Origin of the sequence: Streptomyces sp. NBC_01275, assembly GCF_026340655.1 — a bacterium.
Lineage (GTDB): Bacteria > Actinomycetota > Actinomycetes > Streptomycetales > Streptomycetaceae > Streptomyces.
The window spans coordinates 7,118,964-7,132,725 of the sequence record NZ_JAPEOZ010000001.1 but is presented as its reverse complement, the minus strand read 5'-3'; the positions used below and the strand labels follow the sequence as shown (position 1 = coordinate 7,132,725).

Annotated in this window: 14 protein-coding genes; 7 read left to right on the top strand and 7 right to left on the bottom strand. The window is 71.8% G+C overall.

All coding sequences use genetic code 11. From position 1 onward, the window contains the following. Positions 1-47: 47 nt before the first annotated feature. On the top strand, positions 48-383 hold the full coding sequence (locus tag OG562_RS31705) for a hypothetical protein (protein ID WP_266404042.1): 336 nt from the start codon (positions 48-50) through the stop codon (positions 381-383). Positions 384-407: 24 nt separating this feature from the next. Then, a complete protein-coding gene (locus OG562_RS31700; RefSeq protein ID WP_266404040.1) occupies positions 408-683 on the top strand; it encodes an antitoxin in 276 nt (91 codons plus the stop codon). A 145-nt stretch (positions 684-828) separates the two neighbouring features. On the opposite strand, the gene OG562_RS31695 is transcribed toward OG562_RS31700, so the two are convergent. The 4 genes from OG562_RS31695 to OG562_RS31680 form a co-directional block, all read right to left on the bottom strand. Beyond that, positions 829-1,545 (bottom strand): class III extradiol dioxygenase subunit B-like domain-containing protein, encoded by a 717-nt coding sequence (locus tag OG562_RS31695; protein WP_266404037.1) that lies wholly within the window; start codon positions 1,543-1,545, stop codon positions 829-831. 180 nt (positions 1,546-1,725) lie between these two features. Continuing rightward, positions 1,726-3,255 carry a tRNA (N6-isopentenyl adenosine(37)-C2)-methylthiotransferase MiaB gene (gene miaB / locus OG562_RS31690; RefSeq protein WP_266404034.1) on the bottom strand — a complete coding sequence of 510 codons (1,530 nt, stop codon included), beginning with the start codon at positions 3,253-3,255 and terminating at the stop codon, positions 1,726-1,728. 61 nt (positions 3,256-3,316) lie between these two features. Continuing rightward, positions 3,317-4,039, bottom strand: a complete 723-nt coding sequence (locus OG562_RS31685; RefSeq protein WP_266404031.1) for a response regulator transcription factor — start codon at positions 4,037-4,039, stop codon at positions 3,317-3,319. Further along, positions 4,039-5,106 (bottom strand): sensor histidine kinase, encoded by a 1,068-nt coding sequence (locus tag OG562_RS31680; RefSeq protein ID WP_266404029.1) that lies wholly within the window; start codon positions 5,104-5,106, stop codon positions 4,039-4,041. Before OG562_RS31680 ends, OG562_RS31685 begins: the two co-directional genes overlap by 1 nt. 214 nt (positions 5,107-5,320) lie before the next feature. Between OG562_RS31680 and OG562_RS31675 the strand changes: the two genes are divergently transcribed. From OG562_RS31675 to OG562_RS31665, 3 genes are all read left to right on the top strand, one after another. Beyond that, complete coding sequence (locus OG562_RS31675; protein ID WP_266404027.1) at positions 5,321-5,806, top strand: cation:proton antiporter regulatory subunit; 486 nt, start codon at positions 5,321-5,323, stop codon at positions 5,804-5,806. Between the two features lie 4 nt (positions 5,807-5,810). After that, complete coding sequence (locus OG562_RS31670) at positions 5,811-7,031, top strand: cation:proton antiporter (RefSeq protein ID WP_266404024.1); 1,221 nt, start codon at positions 5,811-5,813, stop codon at positions 7,029-7,031. Positions 7,032-7,546: 515 nt separating this feature from the next. Further along, complete coding sequence (locus tag OG562_RS31665; RefSeq protein ID WP_266404021.1) at positions 7,547-8,992, top strand: hypothetical protein; 1,446 nt, start codon at positions 7,547-7,549, stop codon at positions 8,990-8,992. 7 nt (positions 8,993-8,999) lie between these two features. On the opposite strand, the gene OG562_RS31660 is transcribed toward OG562_RS31665, so the two are convergent. Continuing rightward, entirely contained in the window at positions 9,000-9,407 is a 408-nt protein-coding gene (locus OG562_RS31660; protein ID WP_266404019.1) for a MazG nucleotide pyrophosphohydrolase domain-containing protein, read from the bottom strand. A 99-nt stretch (positions 9,408-9,506) separates the two neighbouring features. On the opposite strand from OG562_RS31660, the gene OG562_RS31655 reads away from it, so the two are divergent. Beyond that, a complete protein-coding gene (locus tag OG562_RS31655; RefSeq protein ID WP_266404017.1) occupies positions 9,507-10,505 on the top strand; it encodes a TAXI family TRAP transporter solute-binding subunit in 999 nt (332 codons plus the stop codon). Between the two features lie 76 nt (positions 10,506-10,581). Here the strand turns inward: OG562_RS31655 and OG562_RS31650 are convergent, their stop codons facing one another. Together OG562_RS31650 and OG562_RS31645 are read right to left on the bottom strand one after the other, a co-directional pair. Next, entirely contained in the window at positions 10,582-11,991 is a 1,410-nt protein-coding gene (locus OG562_RS31650; protein WP_266404015.1) for a HAMP domain-containing sensor histidine kinase, read from the bottom strand. 9 nt (positions 11,992-12,000) lie between these two features. After that, positions 12,001-12,687, bottom strand: a complete 687-nt coding sequence (locus OG562_RS31645; protein WP_266404012.1) for a response regulator transcription factor — start codon at positions 12,685-12,687, stop codon at positions 12,001-12,003. Between the two features lie 287 nt (positions 12,688-12,974). Here OG562_RS31645 and OG562_RS31640 point away from each other — a divergent pair, with 287 nt between their 5' ends. Continuing rightward, positions 12,975-13,751, top strand: coding sequence for an amino acid ABC transporter ATP-binding protein (locus tag OG562_RS31640; RefSeq protein WP_266404009.1), 777 nt, complete (start codon positions 12,975-12,977; stop codon positions 13,749-13,751). Positions 13,752-13,762: the final 11 nt, after the last annotated feature.

Genomic DNA, 13,762 nt, shown 5'->3' with positions numbered 1-13,762 from the left:
GCGGGATTTCGCCCGCACGAGTACCGTATGGAGTGGATATGGGCGTTATGGCGCGACTTTTCCGGAGGTCGAAGGTCACGGAGAACGCGGCCTCGGAGAACGTGGCCTCGGAGGACGCGGTTGCGGAAATGACGGCTACGGGGGCGACGACGGGGAAGGCGACCTTCGGGGAGGCTGCGACGACGGCCGCCGAGGCGCCGGCCGATACGCCGGCCGATACGCCGGAGCACGGCGACGAGGCGGAGCAGCCGGCGGAGGGCGCGCAGGAGGCGGCCGAAGCCTCGTCGGAGCCGGTCGCCGCCGCCGACGGCGTCGAGATCCCCAGGCAACAGTCCGCCGTAGAGGCGGTCGACAGCGAAGCCGGCGAGGGCGCCCGCACCTAGCGGGCCCGCAAGGAAAGGTGACCCATGGGTCTTTTGGACAATCTGAAGGCCAGGCTGACCCCGGCCAAGGGCAAGGTCTCGGGCCTCGCCCAGCAGCACGGCGACAAGATCCAGAACGGCATCGACAAGGCCGCGAAGGTCGTCGACGAGAAGACCAAGGGCAAGTACAGCGGGACGATCCACACGGGCACCGACAAGGCCAAGGGCGCCATGGACCGGCTCGCGCACAAGGACGCACCGGGAGCCGACAAGGGCGGGGACACCTTCACCCCGCCGAGCACACCCCCGCCGGCCTCCTGAGCACCCCCCTCACCCCGGGCGCATCGATCGGCGGACGGCCGCGGAGCGGAAACGCTCGCGGCCGTCCGCCGTTTCACCAGACCAGCGAGGACCAGACCGGTGAGGACCAGATCAGCTGGGACCAGTCCGGTGAGGACCAAGTCGGCTAGGACCAGGTCGCGACCACGTATCCCACGCCGTACGGCGCGTCCTCGTACAGCAGCTCGCCGGCCAGCCCGGCACCCTCGGCGGCGCCCGCGAGCACCTGCCAGGGCGCCCGGCCCGAGGCCTTCAGTTCCTGTGCCGGCTCGGTGTCCAGCGCCTTGAGGGCGGCCACGTCCGCCGCGCCCAGCGCCCGGGCGACCGCCGCGTCGAAGGGCGCGGCGCGCTCGTCGAGATATCCGGGGGCCTTCAGCGTCCGGCAGGCGCTGCCGTCGCCCATCACCAGCAGCGCGATCCGCCCCGGCCGCGCGCCGATGTCCCGTCCGGCCTCGACGCACCGCTCGGGAGCGAGCGGCTCCCCCACCCCGAGTCCCTCGATCGGGGCGGCCGACCACCCGGTCCGCTCCAGCAGCCAGGCGGCGACGGCGAGGGAGGGCGGCAGCGCGCCCTCGGCCGACGGGTCCGGTTCGCCCCGGCCCAGCCGTACGGCGAGGTCCACGCCGAAGCCGCGGAACGAGCCCGGCGTCCCCTCCGGGTGCGGGCCGCGCCCCGACCGCTCGGCGGGTCCGACCACCACGAGCCGGTCCGGCCGGGCGGCCGCCAGCACCGCCAGCGCGTCGGAACAGGCGGCACGCGCGGTGTCCAGCTCGGGTGCGGCGCCCGCGGCGACCTCGGGCACGAGAAGGGGCGGGCAGGGGCAGACTGCGGCGGCGACAAGCATGATCGGCAGCGTAACCCCGTACCCAGCCCTATAAGGCACTCCGGGAACCAAGTCCCTTCCAGGCGCGCCCCGGGAACCCGGCCCCTTTAATGCGCGCCCCGGAAACCCAGTCCTTGAGGCACCCCTTTGAGGCACCGCTAAGGGCACCCCTTTAAGGCACCGCGTTAAGGCGTCCCGAGGTCAGTCGCAGCCGCAGCCGCTGCCCGTGGCGACCGGGAGCGGCGCGGGGACGCCGATCTTGGGCAGGCCCAGCAGCACGCCGGCCGGCTTCGCCGCCTTCTCGGCGGTGCGCTTCTCCCAGGCGTCCCCCGCGCGCGTGCGGCGCACGTCCAGGGTGGCGCCCTCGGCGAGGAGGTGGTGCGGGGCGGCGTACGTGATCTCCACGGTGACGACGTCGCCGGGGCGCACCTCCTGCTCCGGCTTGGTGAAGTGGACCAGGCGGTTGTCGGGGGCGCGGCCGGAGAGGCGGTGGGTGGCGCCGTCCTTGCGGCCCTCGCCCTCGGCCACCATCAGCTCCAGGGTGCGGCCGACCTGCTTCTTGTTCTCCGCCCAGGAGATCTCCTCCTGAAGGGCGACGAGACGCTCGTAGCGCGCCTGGACGACCTCCTTGGGAATCTGGTTCTCCATGGTCGCGGCCGGGGTGCCGGGGCGCTTGGAGTACTGGAAGGTGAAGGCCTGGGCGAAGCGGGCCTCGCGCACGACGTGCAGGGTCTGCTCGAAGTCCTCCTCGGTCTCGCCGGGGAAGCCCACGATGATGTCGGTGGTGATCGCCGCGTGCGGGATCGCGGCGCGGACCTTCTCGATGATCCCGAGGTAACGGTCCTGCCGGTAGGAGCGGCGCATCGCCTTCAGCACCGGGTCCGAGCCGGACTGCAGGGGCATGTGCAGCTGCGGCATCACGTTGGGCGTCTCGGCCATGGCGGCGATGACGTCGTCGGTGAAGTCTCGCGGGTGTGGGGAGGTGAAGCGGACGCGCTCCAGGCCCTCGATCGCGCCGCACGCGCGCAGCAGCTTGCTGAAGGCCTCGCGGTCGCCGATGTCGGAGCCGTAGGCGTTGACGTTCTGGCCGAGCAGGGTGATCTCGGAGACGCCCTCGCCGACCAGCGCGTCGATCTCGGCGAGGATGTCGCCGGTGCGGCGGTCCTTCTCCTTGCCGCGCAGCGCCGGGACGATGCAGAAGGTGCACGTGTTGTTGCAGCCGACGGAGATCGACACCCAGGCCGCGTAGGCGCTCTCGCGGCGGGTGGGCAGCGTGGAGGGGAAGGCCTCCAGGGACTCCGCGATCTCGACCTGCGCCTCTTCCTGCACGCGCGCGCGTTCCAGCAGGACCGGCAGCTTGCCGATGTTGTGCGTGCCGAAGACGACGTCCACCCAGGGCGCCCTCTTCACGATGGTGTCGCGGTCCTTCTGGGCGAGGCAGCCGCCGACCGCGATCTGCATGCCCGGGCGCGAGGCCTTCCGGGGCGCGAGCCGACCGAGGTTGCCGTACAGCCGGTTGTCGGCGTTCTCGCGCACCGCGCAGGTGTTGAAGACGACGACGTCCGCGTCGCCGTCCGACCCCTCGGGGGCGCGCACATACCCGGCGTCTTCGAGCAGCCCGGACAATCGCTCGGAGTCGTGGACGTTCATCTGGCACCCGTAGGTGCGGATTTCGTAGCTCTTGGGTGCGTGAACGTCCACTGCGAGGCTCCGGTCGCTGCTGCTGGTCATTCCTCAAGGGTAGGCGGTCCACGGAGAGCCCCACCCCGGTGCCTCGGGGAGGCCCGGGGCCTCAGGGGTCGATGAGGCCGACCCGGATGGCGTACCGGGTCAGTTCCAGACGGTCGCGCATGCCGAGCTTGGCCAGGAGGTTGGCGCGGTGGCGTTCGACCGTCTTGGCGCTGATGTACAGCAGCGCGCCGATCTCCCGGGAGGTGAAGCCCTCGGCGACGAGCTTCAGGATCTCCTCCTCGCGCTCGGTGATGGGCCGCTCGGGCAGCCCGTCCACACCGCCGCCTCCGCTACCGCCCACGCCCTCACCGCGGTGCAGCCGCTCCAGATACGAGCGCACGAGGGCCCGCTCCGCGCCCGGGTAGATGAACGGCTCGTCGCGCACCACCGCCCGGCACGCCTCGACGAGGTCGCGGTCCGCGACGGACTTCAGGACGTAACCGCCGGCCCCGGCCTTGAGGGCCTCGAAGAAGTACTGCTCGTTGTCGTACATGGTGAGGATGAGGATGCGCAGGTCGGGCAGTCTGCGGGAGAGCTCGCGGGCCGCCTGGAGACCGGTCATCCGGGGCATCGCCACGTCGAGGACCGCCAGATCGACGTCCCCGGCCCGGGCCCGCTCGACCGCCTCGGCCCCGTCCCCGGCCTCGGCCACCACCGTCAGATCCGGCTCCCCGTCCAGAATCAGCCGCACCCCCCGCCGTACGAGCGTGTGGTCGTCGGCGAGCAGCACGCGGGTCGGCGAGCCCGATCGCACCGCCGAGCCGGGTCGCGTCTCGTCGGACATCAGCGTCCTCCGAGGGCGACCGGATCCACAGCCGTCCCCGGCTTCGCCGCGCTCCTCAGCCGTACGACGGTCCCCCGGCCGCTCCCGACGACCCCTCCGTCCCTGACGACCCCTCCGTCCCTGACGACCCCGCCGTTCCCGCCGTTCCCGCCGACCCCGTCACCGCCGGTCGCCACCGAGGCGAGGGTGAGGGTCGCGCCGATCAGCAGGGCCCGTTCGCGCATCCCCGCGATGCCGGCGCCCTCCTCCGTCGCCGTACCGATGCCCCTGCCGTTGTCCCGTACGACGAGTTCGACGCCGTCGGCGACCGGGTGGAGGCGGAGTTCGGCGCGGTCGGCGCCGGCGTGCCGGGCGGTGTTGGTGAGGGCTTCCTGGGCGACGCGGTAGAGCACGAGTTCCGTCTCCTCGGTCAGCGGGGGCAGATCGGTGTGCAGGTCGTGGCGCACCGACAGGCCATGCGTGGTGAACTCGGCCGCGAGCGAACGCAGCGCGCTGAGCAGCCCGAGCTCGTCCAGGACGCCGGGGCGCAGCCGGCGGGCGATACGGCGGATCTCGTCGAGGCCGGCCCGGGTGGCTTCCTGGGCCTGCCCCACCTCCTCACGCAGGTCCCGTGGAGCCCGCTCGGCGACGTGCTTGAGCTGGAGGAGCACGGCGGTCAGGGTCTGCCCGACCTCGTCGTGGAGCTCGCGGGCGATGCGATGGCGCTCGCGTTCCTGAGCGGACAGCGCCCTGGCCACGCTGGCGGCGCGCTCGGCCTCCAGCCGGTCGAGCATCGCGTTGTACGTCGTGATCAGCTGGGCCGTCTCCACCGGCCCGGAGACCACGGCACGGGCCCCTGGGCGCAGCAGGTCCGCGTCGGCCATGGCCCGGCCCAGCCGTCCCAGCGGAGCCAGTCCGACCCGCAGCACGACGGCGTTGACGGCCAGCAGTGCGACCAGCCCCGCCGCTACGACGAGCGCCTCGCCCGGCCGGACCGGAGTGGACACGGTGACCGGGCCCAGCAGCAGCGCGGCGGCCGCGGCCAGACCGACGGCGTTCAGGGCGAAGATCCGCCAGAACAGCGACACGTGTGCGGCTCCTCCTCTCCGGCTCCTCCATGGCACCGCCGTGACCAGCCTCTCTGTCGTTCGTCGACCCTGTCCATCCGTCACGGCACCCATGTCGCCACCGTACGGGTGGATGGCAGCATGGCGGCTCCGCCCACCGAACGCATGAACGACCAGACGCGGGAACGACCGAACCGCCGACACCGCACACGAACGACCGACAAGGGGAAGAAACGTGTCTGCACCACGCCTCCGGACGACGCCGCTGCCAGGGATCGGGGTCCAGTACGACCTCGTGACGCGGGAGCAGCGCCACCTGTCGGTGGTGGCGCATCGCGACGGCGCCCGTACCGTCAGCTTCTACGGGGCCGACGACCCGGACTCCTGCGCCCAGTCCCTGCGGCTGAGCGGCGCCGAGGCGGGCTCGCTGATCGACGCGCTGAAGCCGTCCCACCACAGCGCGAGCCTGTTGTACACGACGGACCTGGGGCTGGTCGCCGAGCGGATCGAGGTGGCCGCGACCTCGCGCTGGAACGGGCGGGTGCTGGGCGACACCCGGATGCGCACGGAGACGGGCGCGTCGATCGTGGCGGTGCTGCGGCGGGCCGAGGCGATACCGTCCCCGACGCCGGACTTCCGGCTGGCGGGCGGCGACACCCTCATCGTCATCGGCACCCGCGAGGGTGTGGACGCGGCCGCGGCGATAATCGGGCGGGAGTGATCGCGTGCACTCCGCAGTCCTGCTGATCGAGTTCGGTTCCATCATCCTGGCGCTCGGTCTGCTCGGCCGGTTCGCCGCCCGTTTCCGGCTCTCGCCGATACCGCTGTACCTGCTGGCCGGGCTGGCCTTCGGCGAGGGCGGGCTGCTGCCGCTCGGCGCGAGCGAGGAGTTCGTCGCCACCGGCGCGGAGATCGGCGTCATCCTGCTGCTGCTGATGCTCGGCCTGGAGTACTCGGCGAGCGATCTGGTCTCCAACCTCAAGGCCCACTATCCGTCCGGTCTCGTCGACTGTGCGCTCAACGCCCTGCCGGGCGCGGCCGCGGCGCTGCTGCTGGGCTGGGGGCCGGTGGCGGCCGTGGTGCTGGCGGGCGTCACCTGGATCTCGTCGTCCGGAGTGATCGCCAAGGTGCTCGGCGACCTGGGCCGGGTCGGCAACCGGGAGACTCCCGTCATCCTGAGCGTGCTCGTCCTGGAGGACCTGGCGATGGCGGTCTATCTGCCCATCGTCACGGCGCTGGTGGCCGGGGCGGGGCTGGCTGCGGGCAGCCTCACCCTGGCCATCGCGCTGGGCGCCGCCGGGCTCGTGCTGTTCGCAGCGGTGCGCTACGGCCGGGTCATCTCCCGGTTCGTGTCGAGCGACGACCCCGAGAAGCTGCTGCTCGTCGTGCTGGGTCTGACGATCCTGGTGGCCGGCGTGGCACAGCAGCTCCAGGTGTCGGCTGCCGTGGGCGCGTTCCTGGTGGGCATCGCACTGTCCGGGGAGGCGGCCGAGGGCGCGCACACGCTGCTGAGTCCCCTGCGGGACCTGTTCGCGGCGGTCTTCTTCGTCTTCTTCGGGCTGCACACCGACCCGGCGAGCATCCCTCCCGTCCTCCTTCCCGCCCTCGCGCTGGCCGTCGTCACCGCCGCGACGAAGATCGCGACCGGCTACTGGGCGGCCAAGCGGGCCGGCATCCCCGTCAAGGGACGCTGGCGCACGGGCGGTGCGCTGGTGGCGCGCGGGGAGTTCTCGATCGTCATCGCCGGTCTCGCGGTCACCGCCGGCATCGAACCGTCCCTGGGCCCGCTGGCGACGGCATACGTCCTGCTCCTGGTCGTCCTGGGCCCGCTCACCGCCCGTTACACGGAGCCCTTGGCGGCCTGGTGGGCGCGACACCGGGCGACCCGCGGCGAAACGCCGGAACCAGTCGCCGAGACCCGCGCACAGACGCCCGTCGGCGACTGAGAAGGGGCAGCCGCCCGAGAAGCGAGGCGGGCGCCGGCGAGGCGGGCGCTGCGGAGGCCCTTTGGCGGCACAGCGAGGACATGGCGGCTCCGGGCGCCCCGCCGGCTCTCGCAGAGCCGGCGGCCTCCGGGCGGGGGGCCGGGCGGGGGCCGGGCGGGACGCCGGACAGCCCACGTCGAGACGGCGGGGCCGGTCCCCGAGAGCCGCGCGCAGACGCCCGTCGGCGGCTGAGAAGGGGCGGACGCCGGGAGGCGAGGGCGCTGCGGAAGCCCGTGAGGCAACAGCGTGGACACAGCTTGGGCACGGTGGCTCCGGGCGTCCCGCCGGCCTCGGCGCGGCCGTGGCATACCTCACACCGGGGCGTGGCGGAATCGTGGAACTCCGGTGCGGCACCCGTGGCATGCTCATGGCCTGTTACCGGCCAGTAGGCACTCCTGCCCGGGCCGGTCCCCCTTTCTCATCCCCCACCCCCAGGACTGACCTTGCGCCGACGCACGAGGCACTCCCGTGCCCTCATGCCCGCCTTAGCCGCATCCGCCCTACTCCTCGTCGCGGGCTGCTCCTCCGCCCCGTCGCAGGCCGAACCCTCCTCCGCGACAGCGGCCGGCCGACAGGCCGACTCCGACGCCTCGCCCGACTCCGCCGACAGTTCGCTCGCGGTGGCGGCAGCGCCCGCCGACGCCGCGACCGCCGCGGCCCGCCCGGGCAGCTCCGGCGGCGAGGCCCAGAAGACGAAGCTCAGCGTCGCCTCGTACGACAGCAAGACCCGACGGGCCGTCATCGCCTCCAACGACGGGACGGGCGACGGGAGTTCCTCGCCCTCGCCGAGTTCGCCCCCTGGGTCCTCCGAGCCCTCGGAAAGTACGTCCTCCTCGCCCGACCCGTCGGCTTCGCCGAGCTCCTCGCAGGCGTCGCGCCGCACGGCGGTGGGCGATGTGATCGCCAGCGCCCCCGCCCCCGGCGCCCCACAGGGACTCCTCGCCGAGGTCACGAAGGTGATCGGCGAGACCGACGAGGGCACGGAGGTGCAGACCGAGCCCGCCGAGCTCAACGCCCTGCTCGGGGACGACACCGCGAAGGGCAGCGTGCCGGTCGACCCGGCCGCCTTCGACGTCGACAAGCTGCTGCCCGACGTCGACGTCTCCTGGTCGAAGACCAGTGACGTGCACGTCGGCCCGGAGGGGGCGACGGTCCCGCTCGGCAGCCTGCGGCTCGACGTGAGCGCCGAACTGCCGACCGTCGGGAACGCGTCCACCTCGGCGTCCGCCTCCGTCTCGGGCTTCGTGCAGGTCGCCCCGCAGGTCGACTTCCGCTACGGCGGCGAGGGCGCCGACGCCTCGCCCGCCTCGGCGTACCTGGGCGTGTCCGGCGACTGGACCTCGGCCTGGTCTCTCAAGGGCCGCGCCGACGCCTCCGCCACCGCCGTGCGGATCCCCTTCGCGGTCCTGCACGCCGACCCGGTGCTCCAGGTCGGCCCCGTCCCCGTCGTGGTCAACCTGGACCTGACCTGCTACGTCCAGATCAGCGGCGACGGCAAGATCACCGTCGATGTGGAGCAGAGCCTCAAGGGCGACTTCAAGGCCGGCGGCACCTTCGGCCTCGCCCAGGGCTGGACCCCCGTCAGCTCCTCCGACATGACCAGCACCCCGGTCCGGACCTCCGTGACCACCGCCGGAAGCGTGAAGGCGGCCCTGGGCGCCCAGGCCACCGTCGGCCTGTACGGCAGCGTCGGCGTCATCGCCGACCTGGCCCCGTACGTCCGCGGCGAGGGCACCGGCACGGTCACCGGAACCGACGACGTGTTCGACACGGACGGCTCCTGGGCCTTGTTCGGCGGCGTCGATCTGAGCGGCACGCTGCGGCTGCAGCTGTCGATCTTCGGCACCCCGGTGTTCCAACGGGACATCCCGCTGGGCGCGTTGCACCGGGAGTGGAAGCTGGCCGGCGGCCAGGCCCCGTAACCGGACGTCAGGCTGCGCCGCCGGGCACCCAGCCCTGGCGGCGCAGCACCGCCGACACGTCCGGCGCCTCGTAGTGCTCCCCCTTGAGGACCTTGCCGTCGGCGCGGCGGGCGACCTGGCCGTCGGGGCCCAGCTTGGTCATGTTGGAGCGGTGGATCTCCGCGAGCACCGCGTCGAGGTCGATCCCGTGCACCAGGGCCGTGCCGTAGGCGACGTAGACGACGTCGGCCAGTTCGTGCGCCAGCCGGTCCAGCGGGCCGCCCACCGACACCTCGGCGACCTCCGCGGCCTCCTCGGCGAGCAGTTCCCCTCGGTGCGCGGCGAGCGGGGGCGACACCTCGGTCGGCGTACTGCGGGCGTCGAGTCCGAAGGCGCGGTGGAACTCACGGACCAGGTCGGCGGGCGAGGAACTCATGCACCGACTGTAACCAAGGCCACTGACATCCCCGCCCCAAGGCCTCGCTGTGCGCCCTGCCCTGGCCAGCACCGCGGACCGGCTGGCAGGATCGCGCTCATGTCCAGGACGTTCCCCCGTATCGCCAGGCGCCGGGCCCTGCAGGCCGCGGCCGCCGGCGTGGTCGCCCTCGGGCTGCTGCTGTGGTGGCTGCTGCCGCTGGGCGAGGAGCCGCCGAGCGGGTCGATCACCTTCAGCACGGGCTCGACGAGCGGTGTCTACCAGGAGTACGGCAGTCGGCTGCGCGAGGCGCTCGCCAAGGACATGCCCGATCTGAAGGTGACGCTGAAGACCAGCAACGGATCCCAGGCGAACGTCGAGCGGGTGGCGACGGGCCAGGCCGACTTCACCATCGCCGCGGCCGACGCGGTGGAGACGTACGAGACGCAGCACCCCGGCTCGGCCGACCGGCTGCGCGGGGTGGCCCGCCTGTACGACGACTACCTCCAGCTCGTGGTGCCGCGCGACTCGGACATCCGGTCCGTCGCGGACCTGCGGGGCAAGACGGTGGCGACGGGGCTGTCCCGCTCCGGTGTGCGGCTGATCGCCGAGCGCGTGCTCAAGGCGGCCGGGCTGGACCCGGAGAAGGACATCAAGGCCGTCCCGGAGGGCATCGACACCGGCCCCGAGGAGCTGAAGCAGGGGAAGATCGACGCGTTCTTCTGGTCCGGCGGGGTGCCGACGGCCGGGTTGGAGAAGCTGGCCGACAGCTTCACCTTCCGGTTCGTGCCGATCACCGCCGAGTTCGTCGCCAAGATGCACGACCAGGACGACACCACCGGCTACTACCGGGCCACGAACATGCCCGAGTCGGCCTACCCCACCGTCCAGAACGGCTTGACCGTCGCGACGATCGCGGTGTCCAACCTCCTGATGACCCGTACGGACATGGACCCCCGCCTCACCGAGTGGCTGACCCGGACCGTGATCAAGAGCCGGGACCGCATCGGCTCGGACGTGCACTCCGCACAGCTGGTCGACCTGCGCACGGCCATCTACACCGACCCGCTGCCCCTGCACAAGGGCGCCCGCCGCTACTACCGGTCCGTCAAGCCCTAAGCCGTACGTCGGCTCCTCAAGCCGTACGTCGCCAGGTCAAGCCGTGCGTCGGCTCCTCAAGCCGTACGTCGGCTCGTCACGACGCGGGTGACCTCGGCACCGATACCGTCACCTCGAGGCCGTTCGGCTCGTGGCGGCCGTAGGAGAGGGAACCGCCGCCCGCCGCGAGCAGGGTGCGCGAGATGGACAGGCCCAGGCCCGAGCCCTTGATGTTCTGGTGGCGGCCGCTGCGCCAGAAGCGGTCGCCCACGCGCGCGAGTTCCTCGTCGGTCAGTCCGGGGCCGTTGTCGGTGACGACGACGGTGGAGGTCTCGCCGTCGGCGGCCACCGTCACCTCGACGCTCTCGCCCTCCGGGGTGAACTTCACCGCGTTGTCGATCACCGCGTCCAGGGCGCTGGACAGCGTGACGGGGTCGGCCCACGCCGTGGTGGGCGGGCAGTCGCCCACCAGCCGGACGCCCTTGGCCTCGGCCGTGGGCGCCCAGGCGGCGACGCGCTCGGCGGTCAGCGCGCCGATGTCGGTGACCCGCAGATCGGCCTCGGTGTGCTCGGCCAGGGCCAGGTCGAGCAGGTCGTCCAGGACCTGGGCCAGGCGTTTGCCCTCGCCCTGGACGGAGGCGATCTCCTCGTTGCCCTCCGGAAGTTCGTAGGCCAGCAGTTCGATGCGCAGCAGCAGCGCCGCGAGCGGGTTGCGCAGCTGGTGCGAGGCGTCGGCCACGAAGGCGCGCTGCTGTTCCAGCACGTCCTCGACGTTGTCCGCCATCTCGTTGAACGACCGGGCCAGCCGTCTGAGTTCCGGCGGCCCGCCGGCCGGCGCGACCCGGGACTTCAGCCGCCCGGTGGCGATGTCGTGGGTGGTGGCGTCGAGGACGCGCACGGGCTTGAGCACCCAGCCCGTCAGCTGGAGGGCGGCGCCGATGGCCAGCAGCATCGCGGCGGCCTCGCCCGCCCCGATGACCAGCCAGCCGCGCAGAATCCGCAATCGCATCGCGTCGGTGGGCGAGTCGGTGACGACGACCGCGACGACGTCGCCGTCCCTGATGACCGGCGACGCCACGACGAGGCGGTCGTTCTGCCACGGCCACACCTGCTGGGGGTCGTGGCTGCGACGGCTGAGCAACGCTTCCTCGAACGCGTCCCGCACCTCACCCGAATGAGGGAGGAACCAGGTCGCCGGATAAGGAGCCATGGGGGCATCGGTGTTGTAGAAGACCGCGGCACGGATGCCGTAGACGTCGTAGTAGCTGGTCAGCTCACGGCTGAGAGTCTCGCGCCGCTCCTTCGTGGACGCGGACGCCGAGTCGCCCGTGCTCGACGAGGCGGTCACGAACTGGGCGAGCGCAGCGAAGCGCGCGGTGTCGTCGATGCGGTCGACGACCACCTTCTGCTGCTGGGCGCCCGCCACGCTGACGGCGAGCGGCACGCCGAGGGCCAGCAGCACGGCCGCCAGCAGGACGATGAGCAGCGGCAGGAGACGGGTGCGCAACGGACCCCGCTACGCGGCCGGGGCGACGAGCCGGTAGCCCACGCCGCGCACGGTCTCGATCAGCGCGGGCATCCGCAGCTTGGCGCGCAGGGAGGCGACGTGCACCTCCAGGGTGCGCCCGGTGCCCTCCCAACTCGTGCGCCACACCTCGCTGATGATCTGCTCGCGCCGGAAGACCACGCCCGGGCGCTGGGCCAGCAGAGCGAGGAGGTCGAACTCCTTGCGAGTCAGTTGGATTACCGAACCGTCCACGGTGACGCGCCGGGTGGGCAGCTCGATCTGCACGGGCCCGAGGCGCAGCGCGTCCTCGCCTCCCGCCGCCGGGTCCTCGTGGACGGTGCGCCGGCTGACGGCGTGGATACGGGCGAGCAGCTCGCCGGTGTCGTACGGCTTCACCACGTAGTCGTCGGCCCCCAGGTTGAGGCCGTGAATGCGGGAGCGCACGTCGGAGCGGGCCGTCACCATGATCACCGGGGTGGCGGTGCGCTTGCGGATCTTGCCGCAGACCTCGTATCCGTCCTGGTCGGGCAGGCCCAGGTCGAGCAGCACGACGCCGAAGCCGGGGCCCTCGGGGACCAGCGCCTGGAGCGCCTCCTCGCCGTTGCGGGCGTGCGTGACGTCGAAGCCGTGCCGCTTGAGGACCGCGGACAGTGCGGCTGCGACATGGTTGTCGTCCTCGACGAGGAGCAGTCTCATCCCGGCCCCCTCCGGTTCATCGGCCGTCCGTTCTCGGTAGGTAAAAGCGTGGGCACACGCACGCGTGCATCCACGCAGTCACGCTGATGGACGAGGACGCAGTCAAGTGGGTTCCGGTTGCGCGCGGCTTTAGTTATCCCCCCGATACGCGCCCAGCTCACAAGTGCTACGACACGTGTCCGATTGCTATCGGATCGTGATGCTCAGATTCCCCTCAGATGTAATGACGCTGATCGCGGCCGGTCACTACTGTCCTCCGAAACCGAGGAGGACGGAGCCCCAGAGCGATGACCGAAGTATCGGTGGCCAAGGAAGACAAGGTCGCAAGCGATGAACTGGTCGTCCTGAAGAGCGTCAACAAGCACTTCGGCGCGTTGCACGTTCTCCAGGACATCGATCTCACGATCGCCCGCGGCGAGGTCGTCGTGGTGATCGGGCCCTCCGGGTCCGGGAAGTCGACCCTGTGTCGCACCATCAACCGCCTGGAGACCATCGACGCGGGCGCGATCACGATCGACGGGAAGTCCCTCCCTCAGGAGGGCAAGGCACTGGCCCGGCTGCGCGCCGACGTCGGCATGGTCTTCCAGTCGTTCAACCTGTTCGCGCACAAGACCGTGCTCGAGAACGTGATGCTGGGCCAGATCAAGGTCCGCAAGAGCGACAAGAAGAAGGCCGAGGAGACGGCCCGAGCCCTCCTCGACCGGGTCGGCGTGGGCACCCAGGCCGACAAGTACCCCGCGCAGCTCTCGGGCGGACAGCAGCAGCGCGTGGCCATCGCCCGGGCGCTGGCGATGGACCCGAAGGTCATGCTCTTCGACGAGCCGACCTCGGCACTGGACCCCGAGATGATCAACGAGGTCCTCGAGGTCATGCAGCAGCTCGCCCGGGACGGGATGACCATGATCGTCGTCACCCATGAGATGGGTTTCGCACGATCGGCTGCAAACCGCGTGGTGTTCATGGCGGACGGGCGCATCGTCGAAGAGGCTGCGCCCGACCAGTTCTTCAGCAATCCGCGCAGCGACCGTGCAAAGGACTTCCTGTCGAAGATCCTTCACCACTGACGGACGCCCAC

Bases quoted from the DNA above. Each gene is read 5' to 3' on its own strand.
- OG562_RS31700 (WP_266404040.1), top strand. From the start codon at position 408: ATGGGTCTTTTGGACAATCTGAAGGCCAGGCTGACCCCGGCCAAGGGC.
- OG562_RS31705 (WP_266404042.1), top strand. From the start codon at position 48: ATGGCGCGACTTTTCCGGAGGTCGAAGGTCACGGAGAACGCGGCCTCG.
- miaB (WP_266404034.1), bottom strand. From the start codon at position 3,255: ATGACCAGCAGCAGCGACCGGAGCCTCGCAGTGGACGTTCACGCACCC.
- OG562_RS31685 (WP_266404031.1), bottom strand. From the start codon at position 4,039: ATGTCCGACGAGACGCGACCCGGCTCGGCGGTGCGATCGGGCTCGCCG.
- OG562_RS31640 (WP_266404009.1), top strand. From the start codon at position 12,975: ATGACCGAAGTATCGGTGGCCAAGGAAGACAAGGTCGCAAGCGATGAA.
- OG562_RS31645 (WP_266404012.1), bottom strand. From the start codon at position 12,687: ATGAGACTGCTCCTCGTCGAGGACGACAACCATGTCGCAGCCGCACTG.
- OG562_RS31655 (WP_266404017.1), top strand. From the start codon at position 9,507: ATGTCCAGGACGTTCCCCCGTATCGCCAGGCGCCGGGCCCTGCAGGCC.
- OG562_RS31695 (WP_266404037.1), bottom strand. From the start codon at position 1,545: ATGCTTGTCGCCGCCGCAGTCTGCCCCTGCCCGCCCCTTCTCGTGCCC.
- OG562_RS31660 (WP_266404019.1), bottom strand. From the start codon at position 9,407: ATGAGTTCCTCGCCCGCCGACCTGGTCCGTGAGTTCCACCGCGCCTTC.
- OG562_RS31665 (WP_266404021.1), top strand. From the start codon at position 7,547: ATGCCCGCCTTAGCCGCATCCGCCCTACTCCTCGTCGCGGGCTGCTCC.